Source organism: Streptomyces sp. NPDC051582 (assembly GCF_040681715.1).
Lineage (GTDB): Bacteria > Actinomycetota > Actinomycetes > Streptomycetales > Streptomycetaceae > Streptomyces.
In genome coordinates this window covers 77,044-97,131 of sequence record NZ_JBFAZJ010000004.1, presented here as the reverse complement: position 1 = coordinate 97,131, position 20,088 = coordinate 77,044, and the positions used below count along the sequence as shown (strand labels likewise).

The following is a 20,088-nucleotide window of genomic DNA, read 5'->3' as shown; positions in this document are numbered from 1 at the left end:
GTCAGGGCGCCCCTCGGAGCCCGACCCGGACCCGGGTCACCCGCGACCCGGCCGCCGAGAAGCGGATCGAGCGCGTCCCGCCGGCCATCGCCACCTCCACCCGGCCCGGGGCCGTCCCGGTGATGCGGACCTCGTGTTCGGCTTCGGCGCGGATCCCCGAGATCCGCAGGTCCCGTACGCCGGTGAACACCAGCGTGAAGTAGAGGGTGTTGTACGCCGCTCCCGGCTCGCCCCATTCGGGCAGGGGATGGTCGGGGAGGCTCGCCGTCTCGAAGCCGAAGGTGACGGAGGTGTCCCGCTCGTCGATGTGGACGTCGTAGAGGTCACAGGAGCCCAGCTCCGGCGGGACCTCGTAGAGCGCCGCCAACCCGGTCCGGGCGCTCATCCCATGACCCGTACGTAGTAGGTGTTCTCGTACGTCGGCGGCACCGTCGGGTACCGGCGCTGCCAGAACGCGTTCGTGCGCCGGTGCGGTCCGTCGTCGGCGCCGTCGCCGGAGCGGGTGAACACGCTCAGGGTGCCGGCCAGGAGCGACGCGCTCGCCGTGAACGACACGTCCGCGCCCGCCGCCGTGATCCGTACGGCCAGCCGGTGCCGGGGCAGGGCGGTCAGGGCGATGTCGGCGGTGACCGGCGGCTGCCAGCCCGCCATCTCGAAGTCCTCCACGTGCGAGAACGCGAGCTGGCACTGCAGGGTGTCGCCGGGCTCGCCGCCGTCCCCGCGGTCCGGGCACCTCGGCAGGTCGAGCCGCAGGACGACGGCCGGGGCCCAGCCGTCCAGGTGCACCGACCGCAGCCGGACGCCGACCAGATCGGGCACCTCGTCGTAGTACGGCGCGAAGACGTCGCCGTTCGCGATGAAGCGGTCCCACCGCACGGCCTAGGCCTCCGGCTCCAGGACCAGGCGGATCTCCGTGACCTCGTAGCCGGCGCGGTCGAAGGCCGCGGCCATCGGGGTGTTGACGGTGTCCGTCGTCGCGGTGATGCGCTCGGCGCCCGCGGCCGCGTGGAAGCGGGTGATCTCCGCCAGGACCTCGTCGATCAGGCCGCGGCCGCGCTGCTCCGGGACGACGCCCAGGTACCCGACGTTGCGGTGGTACGGGGTCGCGGACGGGATGGCCATGCCCGCGAGGGTGCCGTCCGGGAGCTCGGCCAGGCGCCACCAGGAGCGCTCGCCGGGGCAGTCGAGGTAGAACGCGACGTCCTCCCGGGCCAGCTGCCCGGCGTCCATCGAGCCCAGCTCGTTCTGCGTGTGCAGGTCCAGGCTGCCGGCCGAGAGGCGGGCGAAGGCGTCGAGGAACTCCTCGTCCGTGCCCTCGCGGAAGACCAGCCGCCCGGTGGGCCCGGCGGTGCCCGCCGCCGGGGTCCACTCGTAGCGCAGCCGCTCGATCTCCCGGGTCAGCCCCGCCCCGTACGCGGCCTTCTGCCGCCAGGCGACGGCCCCGACGAGGTCGGGGCGGGCCCGCCAGTCGCCGGGCAGCGAGACGTTGTAGAGCGGGAGCGTCCCGAAGGCCGCGTGCCCGGCGGCGAGCAGGGCGGCGGCGAGCGCGGCCGGGTCGGCGACGGATTCCCGTACCTGGAGGCAGTCGAGCGCGATGGGCCGCTCGCTGTCCGCACGGCCCCACCACAGCGCGCGGCCCAGGACCTCGCCGTCCTCGTCCTCGGCGAACCAGACCCACTCGGGCCGCAGCCGGTTCCCGGCGAGCTCCTCGCGGATCCGCTCGGCGGACAGTGCCGCGACGGGCCCGTCGGCCGCGTAGGCGAGGGCGCGGTCGACGCCGGCGGGGTCTGCGGAGGCGGCGCGGAATCTCATACGTTGATCATCTCCCGGGGCGGGGCATCTGGCCAGGACCCTTCCGTACGCTTCCGGGCCCTTCAGGCACGCCGAAGCCCCCCTCGCGGTGCGGTGGCGAGGGGGGCTCCGGTACCGGTCGGGACGGGGCTACGCCCAGGTGACCAGGCGGCGCGGGTGTTCCAGGACGGCCGCGATGTCCGCCAGGAACTTCGAACCGAGCGCACCGTCGATGAGGCGGTGGTCGAACGACAGCGCCAGGGTGGTGACGTGACGCGGCTTCACCTTGCCCTTGTGGACCCACGGCTGGAGCTTGATCGCGCCGACCGCGAGGATCGCGGACTCGCCGGGGTTCAGGATGGGCGTACCGGTGTCGACGCCGAAGACGCCGACGTTGGTGATGGTGATGGTGCCGTTCTGCATGTCGGCCGGGGAGGTCTTGCCGTCGCGGGCCGTGGCGACCAGCTCGGACAGGGCCGTCGACAGCTCGCCGAGGCTCTTGGCGTGCGCGTCCTTGATGTTCGGGACGATCAGGCCGCGGGGGGTGGCCGCCGCGATGCCCAGGTTGACGTAGTGCTTGAGCACGATCTCCTGGGCCGCCTCGTCCCAGGACGCGTTGACGTCCGGGTTGCGGCGGATGGCCACCAGCACCGCCTTGGCGATGAGCAGCAGCGGGTTGATCCGGAGCCCCGCGAGGTCCGGGTCCGCCTTGAGCTCCTGGACCAGCTTCATCGTGCGGGTCACGTCGAAGGTGATGAACTCGGTGACGTGGGGCGCGGTGAACGCCGAGTTGACCATCGCCTGGGCGGTGACCTTGCGGACGCCCTTGACCGGGATGCGGGTCTCGCGGGCTTCCCCGGCCGCCGATGCCGACACCGACGCCGAGGCCTCTGCCCGGGCCGGGACCGCGACCGGTGCGGCCGGAGCCGGCGCGGACGCCGCGGCCTGCGGGGTGATCGCGGCCGCCGCGGCCGCGTGCACGTCCTCGCGGGTCACGACCCCGCCCTCGCCCGTGGGCACCACGGAGGCGAGGTCGATGCCGAGGTCCTTGGCCAGCTTGCGCACCGGCGGCTTCGCCAGCGGACGCTCCCCGGCGGCGGGAGCGCCGCCGTTGCCGTTCAGCGCGGCGGGAGCGGCCGGCGCGGCCGCGGCCGCCTCCGGCTGGGCCGGTACGGCCGGCAGGGCCACCGGGGCGCTGCCGTTCTGCGCGGCCGGCGCGGCCTTGCGCGGGCGGCGCTTCGTCGAGGCCTGGGAGACCCCGTAGCCGACCAGGACGGGCTGGCGGGCGGCGGCGGCAGGCTCCTCGGCGGCCTCGGCCGCGACGGGAGCCGCGGCGGCGGCCGGGGCCGTGGCCTCGACGGCGGCGGCGGCCGCGGGGGCCTCCGCCTCACCCGTCTGCACCGAGATGATCACCTGGCCGACGTCGACCGTGGTGCCCTCCTCGAAGAGGAGGGCGTGCACGGTCCCGTCGAACGGGATCGGCAGCTCCACGGCCGCCTTCGCCGTCTCGACCTCGCAGACGACCTGGCCGTCGGTGACGGTGTCACCCGGCTGGACGTACCACTTGAGGATCTCGGCCTCGGTCAGGCCCTCGCCCACATCGGGCATCTTGAATTCGCGGATCGTCACGGGAACGCTCTCCTCAGTACGCAAGCGAGCGGTCGACGGCGTCGAGCACCCTGTCCAGGCCCGGCAGGTACTCGTCCTCCAGGCGGGCCGGCGGGTACGGGGCGTGGAAGCCGCCCACGCGCAGCACCGGCGCCTCCAGGTGGTAGAAGCACCGCTCCGTGATGCGGGCGGCGATCTCCGCGCCCGTACCGAGGAACACCGGGGCCTCGTGGACGACCACGAGCCGGCGGGTCTTCTCCACCGAGACCTGCAGCCCGTCGAAGTCGATCGGGGACATCGAGCGCAGGTCCACGACCTCCACCGACTTGCCCTCCTCGGCCGCCGCGGCCGCAGCCTCCATGCAGACCTTCACCATCGGGCCGTAGGCCGCCAGGGTGATGTCGGAGCCCTCGCGCGTCACGCGCGCCTTGTGCAGCTCGCCGGGGATGGCGTCGGTGTCGACCTCGCCCTTGTCCCAGTAGCGCCGCTTCGGCTCGAAGAAGATCACCGGGTCGTCGCTGAGGATCGCCTGCTGGAGCATCCAGTACGCGTCGCTCGCGTTCGAGGGCGAGACCACCTTCAGGCCCGGGACGTGCGCGAACAGCGTCTCGGGGGATTCCGAGTGGTGCTCGACCGCGCCGATGCCGCCTGCGTACGGGATGCGCACGACGACCGGCATCTTGACCTTGCCCAGCGCCCGCGCGTGCATCTTCGCGAGCTGCGTGACGATCTGGTCGTACGCGGGGAAGACGAACCCGTCGAACTGGATCTCCACCACGGGCCGGTAGCCGCGCAGGGCCAGGCCGATCGCCGTGCCGACGATGCCGGACTCGGCGAGCGGGGTGTCGATGACCCGCTCCTCGCCGAAGTCCTTCTGCAGGCCGTCGGTGATCCGGAAGACACCGCCCAGCTTGCCGACGTCCTCGCCCATGATCAGGACCTTCGGGTCCTGCTCCAGGGCCTTGCGCAGGGACTCGTTGAGCGCCTTCGCGATCGACATCTTCTCGACGGCCATCAGTGACCCTCCTCGGCCTCGAAGGATGCGAGGTAGGCGGCGAACTGGGCGCGCTCCTCGTCGACGAGCGCGTGCCCGTCCGCATAGACGTTCTCGAAGATCGCCATGGTGTCCGGGTCGGGCATGGCGCGCACGACCTCGCGCACCCGCTTGCCCAGCGTCTCGCTCTCGGCTTCCAGCGACTCGAAGAAGGCCTCGTCGGCCCCGCCGCTGGCCAGCAGGTACGTCTTCAGGCGCAGGATCGGGTCCTTCGCCTCCCACGCCTGCGTCTCCTCGTCCCGGCGGTACTTCGTCGGGTCGTCGGAGGTGGTGTGCGCGCCCATGCGGTACGTGAACGCCTCGACCAGGGTCGGGCCCTCGCCCGCGCGGGCCCGTGCCAGCGCCCAGCGGGTGACCGCGAGGCAGGCCAGGACGTCGTTGCCGTCCACGCGGACGCCCGGGAAGCCGAAGCCCTGGGCGCGCTGGTACAGCGGCACGCGCATCTGGCGCTCGGTCGGCTCGGAGATCGCCCACTGGTTGTTCTGGCAGAAGAACACCACGGGGGAGTTGTAGACGGCCGAGAAGGTGAACGCCTCGGCAACGTCGCCCTGGCTGGACGCGCCGTCGCCGAAGTAGGCGATGACCGCGGAGTCCGCGCCGTCCTTGGCCACGCCCATCGCGTAACCGGTCGCGTGCAGCGTCTGCGAGCCGATCACGATCGTGTACAGGTGGAAGTTGTTCGTGTTCGGGTCCCAGCCGCCGTGGTTCACGCCGCGGAACATGCCGAGCAGGTTCGTCGGGTCGACGCCGCGGCACCAGGCCACACCGTGCTCGCGGTACGTCGGGAAGACGTAGTCGTCGTCGCGCAGCGCGCGGCCGGAGCCGATCTGGGCGGCCTCCTGGCCGAGCAGCGAGGCCCACAGGCCCAGCTCGCCCTGGCGCTGGAGGGCGGTCGCCTCGCCGTCGAAGCGGCGGGTCAGGACCATGTCGCGGTAGAGCCCGCGCAGGTCCTCGGTGGTGATGTCCTCGACGAAGGAGAGGAACTCCGCGGCGTCGGGATTGTCCGCTGCGCTGACCCGTTCACCCTCGGGCGTCAGCAGCTGTACGAGCTGGGGCTCGGCGTTCTGCGCGGTGGCGGCAGCCTTGGCAGCGGGGGCCTTGGCGGCGCTCGCCGCGCCTGCCGCCCGCTTGGTGCCGCCGCTGCGTCGCGGCTTGCGCGCGGCAGTGCTCTCCACGGTCACGTGTTGCTCCTCCGTCGGTCCGGCTCCCGGGTTCTCCGGGGTCCAGTGCGGCTCACCCGGATTCGTACCAGCGCACAAGGGTGGGTGCGCGTCATGTACGGATTCGGGCGTGACAGGTGCCCCGGCAAGTGCCCTGCGCAATGCACGTTACCCAGTGCGCCGCATAACTGCGAAACCCCACTTGACCTGCGTTTTTGCTTGGATTTCCAAGTAAATCCGCCGGGTGGGGAACAAGCACTGGTCACAGCCTTGCAGGGGGCCGGAACAACGGCACGTTATCCCGGGTAACGACGCCAGGGAAGGGGTGAGTGTGTGAAACTGAGTTCGTGCGCGAAGACGGAAAAATCAAGGTATTCCTCCTGGACGACCACGAAGTGGTACGTCGGGGTGTCCATGAGCTCCTTTCGGTCGAAGAGGACATCGAGATCGTCGGCGAGGCGGGTACCGCCGCGGACGCCTTGGTGCGCATCCCCGCCACCCGTCCCGACGTCGCCGTGCTCGACGTGCGCCTGCCCGACGGCAGCGGGGTGGAGGTCTGCCGCGAGGTCCGCTCGCAGAACGAGGACATCAAGTGCCTGATGCTGACCTCGTTCGCGGACGACGAGGCACTGTTCGACGCGATCATGGCCGGAGCCTCCGGTTACGTGCTCAAGGCGATCCGCGGCAATGAGCTGCTCAGCGCCGTGCGGGACGTCGCGGCCGGCAAGTCGCTGCTGGATCCGGTGGCCACGGCGCGGGTGCTGGAGCGCCTGCGCGACGGCAAGAACGGCAAGGGCGACGACCGCCTGGCCAACCTCACGGATCAGGAGCGCAAGATCCTCGACCTGATCGGCGAGGGCCTGACCAACCGGGTCATCGGCGAGCGTCTGCACCTGGCCGAGAAGACCATCAAGAACTACGTCTCCAGCCTGCTGTCCAAGCTGGGCATGGAGCGCCGCTCGCAGGCCGCCGCGTACGTGGCCCGCCTCCAGGCCGAGAAGCGCGCCTGAGCCTCGGTACGACAGGAGCCGCGAGCCGGCCCACGGTCCGGCGTACGGCCTGAACTGGCCGTTTCGCCGGCGGCCCCGTTCATTCGGGACCAACGTCCCCGATCGTCGGGGCGGCCTCCTCTTTTCGGACGAGTGTCCGTACCGGACAGTGGACGCATGTCTCCGGAGGAACTCCACGCCATCGAACTGCTGCGCCGGGTGCCGTACGGCAGGGTGGCGACCAGCATGCGCGCGCTGCCCTTCCTCGCCCTCGCCCGCCACATCGTGGTGGACGGCAACGTCGTGCTGAGAATGCACGCGGGCTTCGGCTACCACCAGGCGTGCAACGGCAGCGTGGTGGCCTACGGCGCCGACAACTTCAATTCCGGCGACCCGCGCCTGTGGTCGGTGCAGTTCACCGGAACGGCCCAGATCATCGAGCCCGGGACCCGGGAACTGGAACTGTTCGGACCGGTTCCGCATTTCGTGGACGGCGCGGTCTTCGACCCCGTCTACATGCGCATCGAGCCCCAGTTCGTCACCGTGCACTCCCTGGTCGGAAATCCGGACAGGGAGTATCAGCACGCCCTCTGATCACGCCCTCCGAGTACGCACTCCGAGTACGCCTCTGAGCTGCTGAGCTGCTGAGCTGCTGAGCTGCTGAGCTGCGAATTCCCCTACTGGTCGTCCAGCGGGTTGTTCGGCGGGTCCACCGGCGGGCTCACGCTCTTCGACGCCGACGGAGACGGCGACTTCGACTTCGAAGCACTGCTCGACGGCGAGCTCGACGGGCTGTTGGACGGCGAGTTCGACGGGCTCGCGCTCTGCGAGAACCTGCTGCGGCTCGGCGACGGCGTGAACTCGTCCGACTGGCGCGTCGACGGCGTCTCCTGCGAGGGCGTGACCTGCTGGTCGGACGGGCTGCTCGGCTGGCCGCTCGAAGAACTCTGGACGGCGGGCGGAGTGCTGTCGTCGTTGTTCCTGCCCGAAGACATCGAGTTGACGGCGTACGCCACGCCGCCCGCGATCGCGATGATCGCCAGGACCGCGAACAGCCACAGCTTCCAGCGGCTGCCGCCGCGGTCGTCGTAGCCCTCGTACCCGTCGCGGCCGCCCTGCCCGCCGCCGTGGCCGCGGTTGTCGTACCCGCCCCCGCCGGGGAAGGCCGAGCCGTCGTCCGGGTTCAGCGGCGGCACCATCGGCTGCTGGAACTGCGAGGTCGTGGAGTGCGCCGCGTACGGCTGCTGCCCGCCGGGCTGCCCCATCGGCATCGCCGTGGTCTGCGCCGCCCCGCCCCGCCCGTGCGGCAGGGCCATGGTGACCGGTCCGGTGTTCCAGGTGCCGGTGTTCGCACCCTGGTCGTGCAGCATCTGGAGCGCGTACTGGACCAGCCCGCGCATCTCCTCGGCGCTCTGGAACCGGTCGTCCGGGTCCTTGGCGAGGGAGCGCATGACGAGCCCGTCGAGCTCCTGCGGGATGTGGTGGCCCTCCGGCAGCTGCGAGGGCGGGACCGGCGCGTCCTGTACGTGCTGGTAGACCACCGACAGCGGGGTCTCGCCGGTGAACGGGGGCCGCAGCGAGAGCAGTTCGTACAGCAGGCAGCCGGTGGCGTACAGGTCGGAGCGGTGGTCCACCGCCTTGCCGAGCGCCTGCTCGGGCGAGAGGTACTGCGGGGTGCCCATGACCATGCCGGTCTGGGTCATCGTCGACTGGACGCCGTGCAGGGCGCGCGCGATGCCGAAGTCCATCACCTTGACCGCGCCGGTCTCGGTGATGATGACGTTGGCGGGCTTGATGTCGCGGTGCACGATGCCGTGCTGGTGCGAGTACGCGAGGGCTTCCAGCACGCCCGAGGTGATGATGAGCGCCTGCTCCGGGCCCGGGGCCTCGGCGCTGATCAGCAGATCGCGGATGGTGCGGCCCTCGACGAGCTCCATCACGATGTACGGGACGGTATTGGGTCCGACCCTGTCCTCGCCGGAGTCGTACACGGCGACGACGGCGTGGTGGTTGAGCCCGGCGACCGACTGCGCCTCGCGCGTGAAGCGGGCCTTGGAGACCGGGTCCTCCGCGAGGTCGGCGCGCAGCAGCTTCACGGCGACGGTCCGGCCCAGCCGCACGTCCTCGGCGGCGAACACCTCCGCCATGCCGCCGCGGCCCAGGCGGTGGGTGAGCCGGTAGCGGCCGTCGCCGACCAGGCCGCCGGCGCCCCAATGCTCAGGACCATCGGCCATCCCGGCGCCGTTTCCCTCGGGTTCGGGTGCCATCAGTCCTCGCCGTCGTCTCTCTCGGCCGCCGCTCAGCGGTAGGTCCTCTTCGGGTGCTCCGATGAACGCTACAGCCTCGGAACAGGTCGCCGTTCGGACTATGGCGCGCCGTGGCCCCGTGGTCACGGAACGGGCACCTGGCTTGACGTGTGCTTGCCCTCCGGCAGACTGGGCGCCACATGCGCTCAGCCAGAGGCGTTGGGACACATCCCGAGGGGAAGCAACAGTCATGAGCCAGGACGGCACTCAGGGCCAGTACGCGGGCGGCTCTTTGGCCGGTGGCCGTTACCAGCTAAGGGACTTGCTGGGTGCGGGCGGCATGGCGTCCGTCTACCTGGCGTACGACTCGGCGCTCGACCGGCAGGTCGCCATCAAGACCCTGCACAGTGATCTGGGACGGGAGCAGTCGTTCCGCGAGCGCTTCCGCCGTGAGGCGCAGGCTGTTGCCAAACTGTCGCACACGAACATCGTCTCGGTATTCGACACGGGCGAGGGCGAGGTCACGTTCAGCGGCCCCGGGGCGGGCGACGCGGCGGTGATGCCGTACATCGTCATGGAGTACGTGGAGGGACAGCCGCTCGGCTCGGTGCTGGAGGCGGACGTCCGCCAGTACGGGGCGATGCCGGCCGACAAGGCGCTGAAGGTGACGGCCGACGTGCTGGCGGCGCTGGAGGTCAGCCACGAGATGGGCCTGGTCCACCGCGACATCAAGCCCGGCAACGTGATGATGACCAAGCGCGGCCTGGTCAAGGTGATGGACTTCGGCATCGCCCGTGCCATGCAGTCGGGGGTCACCTCGATGACGCAGACCGGCATGGTCGTCGGCACCCCCCAGTACCTCTCGCCCGAGCAGGCGCTGGGGCGCGGGGTCGACGCCCGGTCCGACCTGTACTCGGTCGGCATCATGCTGTTCCAGCTGCTGACGGGCCGGATCCCGTTCGACGCGGACTCGCCGCTGGCCATCGCGTACGCGCACGTCCAGGAGGAGCCGGTCGCCCCGTCCTCCATCAACCGCTCGGTCACCCCGGCGATGGACGCGCTGGTGGCGCGGGCCCTGAAGAAGAACCCGAACGAGCGCTTCCCCACGGCCGCCGCCATGCGCGACGAGGTCGCGCGGGTGATGTCGGCCGGTCAGACCGGGGCGCCGGCCATCGTGCCCGGCTCGCACGCGGGCGGCAGCGGGGCGGGCGTGGGCTCGGCCGTGTTCCCGCCGGTGGACTCCGGGTTCCAGGCGCCGCCGGCCCAGTCCGTGCAGCAGCCGTACGCGCCGACGCCGGCGCCGTCCCCGTACGCGCCGACCCCGGCGCCGGTGGCGCACCAGCACGCGCAGGGCGGGTACGCGTACCCGCCGCAGCACCAGGTCGCGCACCAGCAGCAGTACGGGCCGCAGACCCCGCCGCCGTTCACCATCTCTCCGGCCTCGACGACCGCGTCCGGCGGGGGCGGCGGCGACAGGCGGAACATGCCGGTGGTCATCGGCGCGATCGCGGTGGCGCTGCTGGCCATCGGCGGTCTGATCGCGGTGATCTCTATGAACGGCGACGACGATTCGGGCAAGTCCGGCGACACGGCCTCGTCGCCCGGGGCCTCCACGGCCGCGTCGGGCTCGCCCAAGGCCAACTTCAAGGGTCCCGACACTTCGCGCACGATCGACGCCGCGAAGTGCAAGGAGCCGAGCAAGCACTACAGCGACGCCACCAAGTACACGGCGCCGGACCTGCGCTACAAGAACCTGCTGTCGGTCAAGGCGTGCATCCAGGCCTCCGGCGGCAAGTACAAGATCGTCGAAAAGGACGAGGCCGTGTACGGCAAGGACACCGTGCTCGACCAGAACCCGCGGCCCGGGGACAAGATCGACAAGGAAGGCACGGAGTACACGCTGACCGTGTCGACCGGCAACCCGGAGTAGGCCCACCGAGGCACCGGAAGGTCCTCCCGCGACACACCCGGCATCCCGGGCGACCCTGACGGGGCGCCCGGGATGCCGGTTTTGCCCCACTATGTAAACCTGAGCGCAACGTCGGCTGCTCGGGACGGGAGGGGCTCCCCGTGACTCAACGCCTCCGCGCGCAGCGCTGGCTGGCCGGGGCCGCAGTGGCCGCCGCCGCGCTCTCTCCCGCCGCCCCCGCGGCTTCCGCCGCTTCCGCCGCCCGGGCCGCCGCACCGCCCCCGGCCGGCCGGGCCGCGGCCGTCCGCTTCCTCGCACCGGTCCTGCCCGGCAGGGTCCTGCCCGGCAGGGTCCTGCCCGGCAGGGCTCCCGCCGCCGCGCCGAAGGCCGACGAGACCGATCCCGGTGCCGCCGACCCCGACCAGGTGGCCGACGTACCGCACGAGGCGTACGAGGAGCTCGCCGGCAGCGCCGCCGGAGTCGGTCGGGAGCGGCCCGGGCGGCCGGCCGCCGAGCCCGCGAACCCGGAGACCGTCCTCGCCGCCCGCCCCCTCCTCCCGGTCGGCCCGCACCACCGGCCGGACCGTCCGAACCATCCGGACCATCCGGCAGATCCGGCCCATCCCGTCGCTCCCGTCGCTCCGGTTGCTCCGGTTGCTCCGGTCGCTCCGGTCGCTCCGGTCGCTCCGGTCGCTCCGGACGGTCCGGCCAGTCCGCAGTCCGTGCCGCCGGGGACGGCGAGCCCCCCGCCCGTGGTCACCGCGATCGGCACCGGTCCGAACGAGCGCGCCGCCGACCTGGCCGCCCACATACTGCCGCTCGGCACGGGATTCGCCCTGATGGGACTGGGTCTGGGCTACCTGGGGATGCGACTGCGCAAGGGTCTGTAAGACCCCCGCGCCCCCGTCCGCAGCCGGACCGGAGGGCGCCCGTCCCCCCTCCGGCGTACTCCTCAGGATGGTTGCGCGTACCTGCATACTCGGTATACATACTGAGTATGTCGATCCGCCACGGCCTTCTCGCCCTGCTGGAAAGGGGTCCTCGGTACGGCTCTCAGCTGCGTACCGAGTTCGAATCCCGCACCGGCTCCACCTGGCCGCTCAACGTCGGGCAGGTGTACACCACCCTCGCCCGCCTGGAACGCGACGGCCTCGTCGCACCCGGTGGCGAGGACGCCGCAGGGCACACCCTCTACGCCATCACCGACTCCGGACGCGCCGAACTGCACCAGTGGTACGAGCGTCCCGTGGACCGCACCAACCCGCCCCGTGACGAGCTGTCCATCAAGCTCGCCATGGCCGTGGGCGCCCCCGGCGTGGACATCCGCGCCGTCATCCAGTCCCAGCGGCACGCCACGATCAAGGCGATGCAGGACTACACCCGGCTCAAGGCGCAGGCGCTCGCCGCGATCGAGAGCGGGAAGTCCCGTGAACGCGACGACGTGGCCTGGCTGCTGGTCCTGGAGCAGCTGATCTTCCAGACCGAAGCCGAGGCCCGCTGGCTCGACCACTCGGAATCACGGCTCGTACGGCTCTCCCTGCCGGCCGACCGGAGAGCCGAGCCCGATCCGACCCAGGCCACAGACACCGACGCCCCCGCGGCCGCCGCCGCATCGAAGCCCCGCGCCTTCCGCACCCCGCGGGGCTGAAGCCACCACCGTCCCAGGGGGGACCTCCATGCCTGACCAGCACTCCGCACCCCGCATACAGCCCGGACAGCCCGCACCGCATGCGCCCTCCGCGCCCTCCGCACAGCCCGTGCTCCGGCTCGACAGACTCGTCCGCACGCACGGCAGCGGCGCCACCGAAGTGCACGCACTGCGCGGCATCGACCTGTCCGTGTACCCCGGCGAACTCGTCGCCGTCATGGGCCCCTCCGGCTCCGGCAAGTCCACGCTGCTCACCCTGGCCGGCGGCCTCGACACGCCCACCAGCGGCCACGTCGTCGTCGAGGGCACCGACATCACCACCGCGAGCCGGGGGCAGCTGGCCGCGCTGCGCCGCCGCAGCATCGGGTACGTCTTCCAGGACTACAACCTGATCCCGGCCCTCACCGCCGCCGAGAACGTGGCGCTGCCCCGGGAACTCGACGGGACCTCCGCCCGCAAGGCCCGGGTCTCGGCCCTGGCCGCGCTGGAGGAGATGGGCCTCGCCCAGCTCGCCGACCGCTTCCCCGACGAGATGTCCGGTGGCCAGCAGCAGCGCGTGGCCATCGCCCGCGCCCTCGTCGGCGACCGCCGCCTGGTCCTCGCGGACGAGCCCACCGGCGCGCTCGACTCCGAGACCGGCGAATCCGTACTCGCCCTGCTGCGCTCGCGCTGCGACGCGGGCGCCGCGGGCATCCTCGTCACCCACGAACCGCGGTTCGCCGCCTGGGCGGACCGCGTGGTCTTCCTGCGCGACGGCAGCGTGGTCGACGAGACCCTGCGCAGCCAGGCCGACTCGCTGCTCTCGGGGCAGGCGGCCAGCCGGTGAAGTCCTCGTACCACTCCTGGATCGCGGCCATCCGGATCGCCCGCCGCGACGCCTGGCGCGCGAAGGGCCGCAGCGCCCTCGTCCTCGCGATGATCGCCCTGCCGATCGTCGGCGTCAGCGCCGCCGACCTCACCGTGCGCAGCGCCGAGCTCTCGCCCGGGCAGAAGGTGACCCGTCAGATCGGTGCGGCGGACGCCCGGCTGAGCGACTCCCAGCTCACGGGGCCCGTCTTCCAGGACGTCGAGGGCAGGAACTCCATGCCCGTCGGCGGCTACGACAAGTACGTGCCCGGCTCCGAGCCCAATCCGAACCTGCTGGCCTCGGTGATCCCTGCGGGCTCCGAATCCCTCAAGGACAGCACGGCGCACACCAAGATCCGGACCCGCTACGGGCTGCTGGAAGCCGATCTGCGTGAGATCGACGCGGCCAGCCCCCTGGTCAAGGGCATGATCGAGATGAAGCGCGGGCGCCCGGCCCAGGAGGCGGGCGAGGTCGTCGCCACCACCGCCTTCCTGAAGGAGTCCGGGTTCTTCGTGGGCTCCGAGTTCCGCGCACGCGGCTCGGAGACCTGGTACCGGATCGTGGGTGCCTACGAGCTGCCCTCCGAGCTCAGCAAGACCGAGGTCCTCGCCCCGCCCGGCACCCTGCTGGCCCCCCTCGACAAGGCCTTCCAGGCCGCGGGGGTCCCCGGGGTGGTGGCCACCGACAGCTACCTGGTCAAGGTCGGCGGCGATGGTTTCACGTGGAACATGATCAAGGCGCTCAACGCGAAGAGCGTTCAGGTGGTCTCGCGCGCGGTGTTCCTGAACCCGCCGGCCGAGTCCGAGGTGCCGTACATCGCCCAGCAGAAGGAAATGGGCTACTACTCCGCCGACAAGGGGCTCCCGACCACCGAACTGGCCGTCCTGGCCACCGTCGTCGGCCTCGCGATGCTGGAGATCTGCCTGCTGGCAGGGCCCGCCTTCGCGGTCGGAGCCCGGCGCTCGCGCCGCCAGCTCGGCCTGGTCGGCGCCAACGGCGGTGACCGGCGCCACATCCGGGCCATCGTGCTCTCCGGCGGCCTCGTCATCGGCGTCGCGGCCGCGGTCATCGGCACGATCCTGGGCATCGCCCTCACCCTGGGGCTGCGGCCGGTACTGGAGGAGTATCTCGGCGCGCGCTTCGGCGGGTTCACGCTGCAGCCTCTGGAGATCCTCGGCATCGGCCTGCTCGCCGTCGTGACCGGCCTGCTGGCCGCGATCGCCCCGGCCGTCACCGCGTCCCGGCAGACCGTCCTGGCCTCGCTGACCGGCCGTCGCGGGGTCCGCCGGGCCAACCGGGTGCTGCCCGTCCTCGGCCTGATCGCCCTCGCCACCGGCGCCGCGATCGCCCTCTACGGCACGGCCTCCGCCATGGGCTCCACCGTGGTCGCGGGCGGCAGCGCCATCGCCGAGCTCGGCATCGTCGCCCTCACCCCCGTGCTGGTCGGCCTGTTCGGGCGGCTCGGGCGCTGGCTGCCGCTGTCGCCGCGGCTCGCGCTGCGTGACGCCGTCCGCAACCGGGGGCGTACGGCACCCGCCGTCGCCGCCGTCCTCGCCGCCGTCGCCGGCACCGTCGCGGTGGCCACGTACCAGCACAGCACGGAGATCCAGGCGCGCCACGAGTACGTCGCCGACCTCCCGGACGGCTCGGGCTACGTGTCCGTCAACGAGCTCGGCCGCAGCAAGGACATGGGCGCCGTCCGCGAGGCCGTGTCGCAGGAACTCCCGCTGGCCGTAAGGGCGGACGTGGACCAGATCTCGTACGGCAAGCCCGGCTGCGAGCGGTTCACCGGCAACGAGGGCTGCGGCCGGGTCGACATCATGCGGCCCAAGGAGCAGCGCTGCCCGCTCTACGAGGCCAAGAACGGGGCGGACTCGTTCCCTCCCGCGGAGAGGAAGGCGCTGCGCAAGGACCCGCGGTGCACGTACAACCGCCACTCCGTGCAGTTCGGCGTGGTCGTCGCCGACGAGAAACTGCTGACGGCGCTCGCGGTCACCGATCCGGGCGCCGTCGCCGCCCTGAAGGAGGGCAAGGGCGTCTCGTTCGACAAGCGCAACGTCAAGGACGGCAAGGTCACCGTCCGGCTGATCGACAACAAGGACGAGATCTACGAGCCGGGGGTCGATCCCAAGGGCGTGGACAAGGTCTTCGCCGTACACCAGACGCCCGACACCGCCGAGGGCTACGGCCTGGAGCTCGTCCTGCCGCCGACCGCGGCCAAGAGCGCCGGGCTGACCACCCTGCCGTTCGCCTCGTACTTCACCCTGGACGGCAAGGCCACCAGCCGGCAGAAGCAGCGGGTGGCCGAGCGGATCGACCAGATCGGCGTGGAGGCCCCCGTCGCCATCGAGGCGGGCTACCAGGGTGGGGCGGACATCACGGGGCTGGCCCTGACCGTCTTCGCGGGCCTGGTCACCATCGGCGCGGCCGGCATCGCCACCGGACTCGCGCAGGCCGATGCCGAAGCCGATCTGAAGACCCTGGCGGCGGTCGGCGCCCCGCCGCGGGTGCGGCGCACGCTCAGCGGGTTCCAGTGCGGAGTGGTGGCCCTGATGGGCGTGGTGCTGGGCTCGGCGGCGGGCATCCTGCCGGCGGTGGGGCTGCGGCTCGTGCAGCGGCAGGAGACGCAACACCTCATGGAGATGGCCGGCGACGCGAACGACCGGCTGTTCGTGCCGATCGCGGTGCCCTGGGACACCCTCGGCGGGCTGCTCGTCGTGGTCCCGCTCGGAGCGGCCCTGCTGGCCGCCCTGGTCACCAAGTCCAGCGGCGCGATGGCGCGGCGCGAGGCGGGCTGACGGTCACTCTGTGTTCTCGCCCCCGTACAGGGTGGATCACGCCCGTACGGGGGCACACCGTGTGAGTAGGACGGTGTGCGAGAGAATGACGGCATGGAGATGCCGAGGAGTGAACGGTCGCAGGACAGCCCCCCGCCCGGCCTGATCGTGGGACAGGACGGGATGCCGGTCGGCGGCGCCGATGACGAGTCGCGCGAGGTCCCGGTGACGGAGATGGTCGAACAGCCCGCCAAGGTCATGCGGATCGGCAGCATGATCAAGCAACTTCTGGAAGAGGTCCGCGCCGCACCTCTGGACGAGGCCAGCCGGGTCCGTCTGAAGGACATCCACGCAGCGTCCGTGAAGGAGCTGGAGGACGGTCTGGCTCCGGAGCTGGTGGAGGAACTGGAGCGCCTGTCGCTCCCGTTCACCGAGGAGGCGATCCCCTCCGAGGCGGAACTGCGGATCGCCCAGGCCCAGTTGGTGGGCTGGCTGGAAGGCCTCTTCCACGGCATCCAGACGGCGCTGTTCGCGCAGCAGATGGCCGCGCGGGCGCAGCTGGAGCAGATGCGCCGCGCCCTGCCGCCGGGCGCCCCGACGGACGAGGAAGACGGCCACGGAGCCATCCGCTCGGGCCCCTACCTGTAAGCGGCGATGTGACATCAGACCCGGGGTACCGGGGCTTCGGCCCCGGGACCCCGGTCCCGTTTATAAGCACCCGGTAAGTGCGGCCCCCCGCAGGGCACATGGGCCGCGCATACTCATGGGTATGACCTACGACGCGATCGTCCTGGCCGGCGGCGCCGCGAGACGCCTCGGAGGCGCGGACAAGCCCGCCCTCCAGGTCGGCGGACGGGCACTCCTCGACCGCGTCCTGGACGCCTGCGCCGATGCCGCCACCACCGTCGTGGTCGGCGGCCGCCGCCCCACCGCCCGCCCGGTCCGCTGGACCCGGGAGGACCCGCCCGGCGCCGGCCCCGTCGCCGCCCTGGACGCCGGGCTGCGCGCGACCACCGCCGAGCTGGTCCTCGTCCTCTCCGCCGACCTGCCGTTCCTCGACCGGGACACCGTCCGGACACTGCTGCGGGCCCCGTCCGCCGGCGGGGACGGCGCCCTGCTGCGCGACCCCACCGGCCGCGACCAGCCCCTCGTCGCGGCCTACCGCGCCGAACCGCTGCGCCGGGAGATCGCCCTCCTGGCGACCGAGCACGGCACCCTCTCCGGCCTCCCCCTGCGCGCCCTCACCGCCGAGCTCGACCTGGCCAAGGTGACGGATTCCGCGTCGCTCGCCTCCTTCGACTGCGACACCTGGGAGGATCTCGCGGTCGCCAGAGCCCGGATCAGGGAGCATGGAAGCGTGCTGGACCAATGGATCACCGCCGTCAAGACCGAGCTGGACATCGACGTCGCCGTCGACACCAAGATCCTGCTCGACCTCGCCCGTGACGCCGCACACGGCGTCGCCCGGCCCGCCGCCCCCTTGACCACATTCCTGGTCGGCTACGCGGCCGCGCAGGCCGAAGCCGCCGGCGCAGACCCCGCCACCGCCGTCGCCGAGGCCTCCCGCAAGGCCGCCGAGCTGGCCCTGCGCTGGGCCGCCGAAGCCGAGACCGAGGCCCGAGAGAACGGCTCAGGATGACCCCCACCGACGCCGACCACGCCCTCCAGGCCCTCGACGAGGCCCTGGCCCTGGTCAGCCGCGACCCGCGCTCCTGCGAGGCCACCGGCACCGGTGCCTCCGGAAGCCGCCACCGGGCCACCGGCTGGCCGCAGGCCCGGGAGGCCTCGGCCCGGGCCGGATCCGGCATCCGGCCCCGCACCCACCGGGTCCCCCTCGCGGACGCGCTCGGCGAGGTGCTGGCCCAGTCCCTGGAGGCCCTCACCGACCTGCCGTCCTTCGACAGCTCCGCCATGGACGGCTGGGCCGTCTCCGGGCCCGGCCCCTGGACCGTCCGCCCCGGCGGCGGGGTGCTGGCCGGGTCCGAACGCCCCGAGCCGCTGGCCGACGGGGAGGCCGTACGGATCGCCACCGGCGCCCGGATCCCCGCCGACACCACCGCCGTCATCCGCAGCGAACACTCGCGCGAGTCCGGTACCCAGCTCCACGCCGACCGGGCCGTGCTCACCGGCCAGGACATCCGCCCGCGCGGCCAGGAATGCCGCTCCGGCGACCTGCTGCTGCCCGCCGGCTCCCTCGTCACCCCGGCCGTCCTGGGCCTCGCCGCGGCCGCCGGGTACGACGAGCTCACCACCCGGCCGCGGCCCCGCGTGGAGATCCTGGTGCTCGGGGACGAGCTGCTGACCGAAGGGCGCCCGCACGACGGGCTGATCCGCGACGCCCTCAGCCCCATGCTCGCCCCCTGGCTCACCCGGCTCGGCGCCGAGGTCATCGCCACCCGGCGGCTCGGCGACGACCCGGCCGGGGCCAAGGCCCTGCTGGCGGCCGTCACGGACTCCGACGCCGACCTGGTCATCACCACCGGCGGCACCGCCTCCGGACCCGTCGACCACGTCCACCCCGTCCTGCGCGAGGCCGGCGCCGAACTGCTGGTCGACGGGGTCGCCGTACGCCCGGGGCACCCCATGCTGCTGGCCCGGCTCGGCGACCGCGCCGACGGACGCCACCTGGTCGGCCTGCCCGGCAATCCGCTCGCCGCCGTCTCCGGGCTGCTGACCCTCGCCGAACCGCTGCTGCGCGCCCTGGCCGGCCGCCGCCAGCGGCCCCGGTACACGGTTCCGGTGCAGGGCGAGGTGCCGGGCCACCCGTACGACACCCGGCTCGTGCCCGTCCTGCTGACCGACGAGCACGCCGTACCGCTGCGCTACAACGGTCCCGCGATGCTGCGCGGCGTGGCCGCCGCCGACGGGCTGGCCGTCGTACCGCCGCACGGGGCGCGGGACGGACAGGACCTGGAGATCCTGGACCTGCCGTGGGTCTCCGGAGGATGTTTCACGTGAAACTTCACGGCCACGACGCGATGGCCCGGGGCGCCGACGAGAAACTCGTCTCACGGCGCATCAAACTGCCCAAGCGCGTGGTGGAGAAACCTCTCCGGCAGGTCGGCAAACGCCTGTTGATGGCCCTGTTCGTGCTGTTCCTGACGGTCCTGATCGTGTGGCTCGACCGGGCCGGCTATCACGACAACGCCAACCAGACGGTCGACCTCCTCGACTGCGTCTACTACGCCACGGTGACCCTGTCGACGACCGGCTACGGCGACATCGTCCCGTACAGCGACAGCGCGCGGCTGACCAACATCCTGCTGATCACCCCGCTGCGCGTGCTGTTCCTGATCATCCTGGTCGGAACGACCCTGGAAGTGCTGACCGAGAAGACCCGGGAAGAGTGGCGGTTGAACCGCTGGAGGAAGAACTTGCGCGAGCACACGGTAGTCGTCGGCTTCGGCACCAAGGGCCGTTCGGCCCTCCAGACGCTGCTGGCCACCGGCCTCCGCAAGGACCAGGTCGTCATCGTGGACCCGAGCGCCAAGGTGATCGACATGGCCAACGCGGAGGGGTTCACCGGCGTGGTCGGCGACGCCACCCGCTCCGAGGTGCTGCTCCGCGCCGAGCTGCAGAAAGCCCGTCAGATCGTCATCGCCACGCAGCGGGACGACACGGCCGTCCTGGTGACGCTGACGGCGCGGCAGATGAACCGCGGCGCGAAGATCGTCACGGCGGTCCGCGAGGAGGAGAACGCGCCGCTGCTGCGCCAGTCGGGCGCCGACGCGGTCATCACGAGCGCGAGCGCGGCGGGCCGGCTGCTGGGCCTGTCGGTGCTGAGCCCGAGCGCGGGCACGGTGATGGAGGACCTGATCCAGCAGGGCAGCGGACTCGACCTGATCGAACGGCCGGTGCGCAAGGCCGAGGCCGGCAAGGGCGTACGGGAGACGGAGGACCTGGTGGTGAGCGTGCTGCGCGGCCACCGGCTGCTCGCGTACGACGACCCGCACGCCAGCCCGCTCCAGCTGACGGACCGTCTCATCACCATCGTGCGCGCCGCGCCGCCCGCCTCGCCGAAGGTAACGCTCGGGCCCGCCGATTGAGCGCTGTCGTTCG

18 protein-coding genes are annotated in these 20,088 nt (G+C 72.2%); 11 read left to right on the top strand and 7 right to left on the bottom strand.

What is annotated here, in order from left to right; all coding sequences use genetic code 11:
* Position 1: 1 nt before the first annotated feature.
* From AB0M92_RS08070 to pdhA, 6 genes are all read right to left on the bottom strand, one after another.
* Positions 2-385 carry an Imm50 family immunity protein gene (locus AB0M92_RS08070; RefSeq protein WP_366101242.1) on the bottom strand — a complete coding sequence of 128 codons (384 nt, stop codon included), beginning with the start codon at positions 383-385 and terminating at the stop codon, positions 2-4.
* The gene (locus tag AB0M92_RS08065; RefSeq protein ID WP_366101241.1) at positions 382-876 is read right to left on the bottom strand and encodes a hypothetical protein; all 495 of its coding nucleotides are present in this window, start codon (positions 874-876) and stop codon (positions 382-384) included. The genes AB0M92_RS08070 and AB0M92_RS08065 overlap by 4 nt, the downstream gene beginning before the upstream one ends.
* A gap of 3 nt (positions 877-879) precedes the next feature.
* Positions 880-1,812, bottom strand: coding sequence for a GNAT family N-acetyltransferase (locus tag AB0M92_RS08060; RefSeq protein WP_366101239.1), 933 nt, complete (start codon positions 1,810-1,812; stop codon positions 880-882).
* A gap of 129 nt (positions 1,813-1,941) precedes the next feature.
* Complete coding sequence (locus tag AB0M92_RS08055) at positions 1,942-3,399, bottom strand: dihydrolipoamide acetyltransferase family protein (RefSeq protein ID WP_366101411.1); 1,458 nt, start codon at positions 3,397-3,399, stop codon at positions 1,942-1,944.
* A 34-nt stretch (positions 3,400-3,433) separates the two neighbouring features.
* Entirely contained in the window at positions 3,434-4,414 is a 981-nt protein-coding gene (locus AB0M92_RS08050) for an alpha-ketoacid dehydrogenase subunit beta (RefSeq protein WP_366101238.1), read from the bottom strand.
* A complete protein-coding gene (pdhA, locus tag AB0M92_RS08045) occupies positions 4,414-5,634 on the bottom strand; it encodes a pyruvate dehydrogenase (acetyl-transferring) E1 component subunit alpha (protein WP_366101237.1) in 1,221 nt (406 codons plus the stop codon). Before pdhA ends, AB0M92_RS08050 begins: the two co-directional genes overlap by 1 nt.
* Positions 5,635-5,960: 326 nt before the next feature.
* On the opposite strand from pdhA, the gene AB0M92_RS08040 reads away from it, so the two are divergent.
* Positions 5,961-6,623: a response regulator transcription factor gene (locus AB0M92_RS08040; protein ID WP_366101236.1), complete on the top strand. Its 663-nt coding sequence runs from the start codon at positions 5,961-5,963 to the stop codon at positions 6,621-6,623.
* 156 nt (positions 6,624-6,779) lie between these two features.
* Positions 6,780-7,196 (top strand): pyridoxamine 5'-phosphate oxidase family protein, encoded by a 417-nt coding sequence (locus AB0M92_RS08035; RefSeq protein WP_366101235.1) that lies wholly within the window; start codon positions 6,780-6,782, stop codon positions 7,194-7,196.
* 83 nt (positions 7,197-7,279) lie between these two features.
* Here AB0M92_RS08035 and AB0M92_RS08030 read toward each other — a convergent pair whose 3' ends face one another.
* Entirely contained in the window at positions 7,280-8,869 is a 1,590-nt protein-coding gene (locus tag AB0M92_RS08030; protein ID WP_366101234.1) for a protein kinase, read from the bottom strand.
* Positions 8,870-9,098: 229 nt separating this feature from the next.
* Here AB0M92_RS08030 and AB0M92_RS08025 point away from each other — a divergent pair, with 229 nt between their 5' ends.
* From AB0M92_RS08025 to AB0M92_RS07985, 9 genes are all read left to right on the top strand, one after another.
* A complete protein-coding gene (locus AB0M92_RS08025) occupies positions 9,099-10,778 on the top strand; it encodes a protein kinase (RefSeq protein ID WP_366101233.1) in 1,680 nt (559 codons plus the stop codon).
* 140 nt (positions 10,779-10,918) lie between these two features.
* A complete protein-coding gene (locus tag AB0M92_RS08020; RefSeq protein ID WP_366101232.1) occupies positions 10,919-11,647 on the top strand; it encodes a hypothetical protein in 729 nt (242 codons plus the stop codon).
* Positions 11,648-11,754: 107 nt separating this feature from the next.
* On the top strand, positions 11,755-12,405 hold the full coding sequence (locus tag AB0M92_RS08015) for a PadR family transcriptional regulator (RefSeq protein WP_366101231.1): 651 nt from the start codon (positions 11,755-11,757) through the stop codon (positions 12,403-12,405).
* A gap of 109 nt (positions 12,406-12,514) precedes the next feature.
* A complete protein-coding gene (locus tag AB0M92_RS08010; RefSeq protein ID WP_366101410.1) occupies positions 12,515-13,231 on the top strand; it encodes an ABC transporter ATP-binding protein in 717 nt (238 codons plus the stop codon).
* On the top strand, positions 13,228-16,050 hold the full coding sequence (locus AB0M92_RS08005) for an ABC transporter permease (RefSeq protein WP_366101230.1): 2,823 nt from the start codon (positions 13,228-13,230) through the stop codon (positions 16,048-16,050). Before AB0M92_RS08010 ends, AB0M92_RS08005 begins: the two co-directional genes overlap by 4 nt.
* Positions 16,051-16,143: 93 nt before the next feature.
* Positions 16,144-16,677, top strand: a complete 534-nt coding sequence (locus tag AB0M92_RS08000) for a bacterial proteasome activator family protein (RefSeq protein ID WP_030857605.1) — start codon at positions 16,144-16,146, stop codon at positions 16,675-16,677.
* Between the two features lie 121 nt (positions 16,678-16,798).
* Positions 16,799-17,668: an NTP transferase domain-containing protein gene (locus AB0M92_RS07995; RefSeq protein WP_366101229.1), complete on the top strand. Its 870-nt coding sequence runs from the start codon at positions 16,799-16,801 to the stop codon at positions 17,666-17,668.
* Complete coding sequence (locus tag AB0M92_RS07990; RefSeq protein ID WP_366101228.1) at positions 17,665-18,987, top strand: molybdopterin molybdotransferase MoeA; 1,323 nt, start codon at positions 17,665-17,667, stop codon at positions 18,985-18,987. Before AB0M92_RS07995 ends, AB0M92_RS07990 begins: the two co-directional genes overlap by 4 nt.
* Positions 18,975-20,075 carry a potassium channel family protein gene (locus AB0M92_RS07985; RefSeq protein ID WP_366101227.1) on the top strand — a complete coding sequence of 367 codons (1,101 nt, stop codon included), beginning with the start codon at positions 18,975-18,977 and terminating at the stop codon, positions 20,073-20,075. The genes AB0M92_RS07990 and AB0M92_RS07985 overlap by 13 nt, the downstream gene beginning before the upstream one ends.
* The last annotated feature ends 13 nt before the right edge of the window (positions 20,076-20,088 follow it).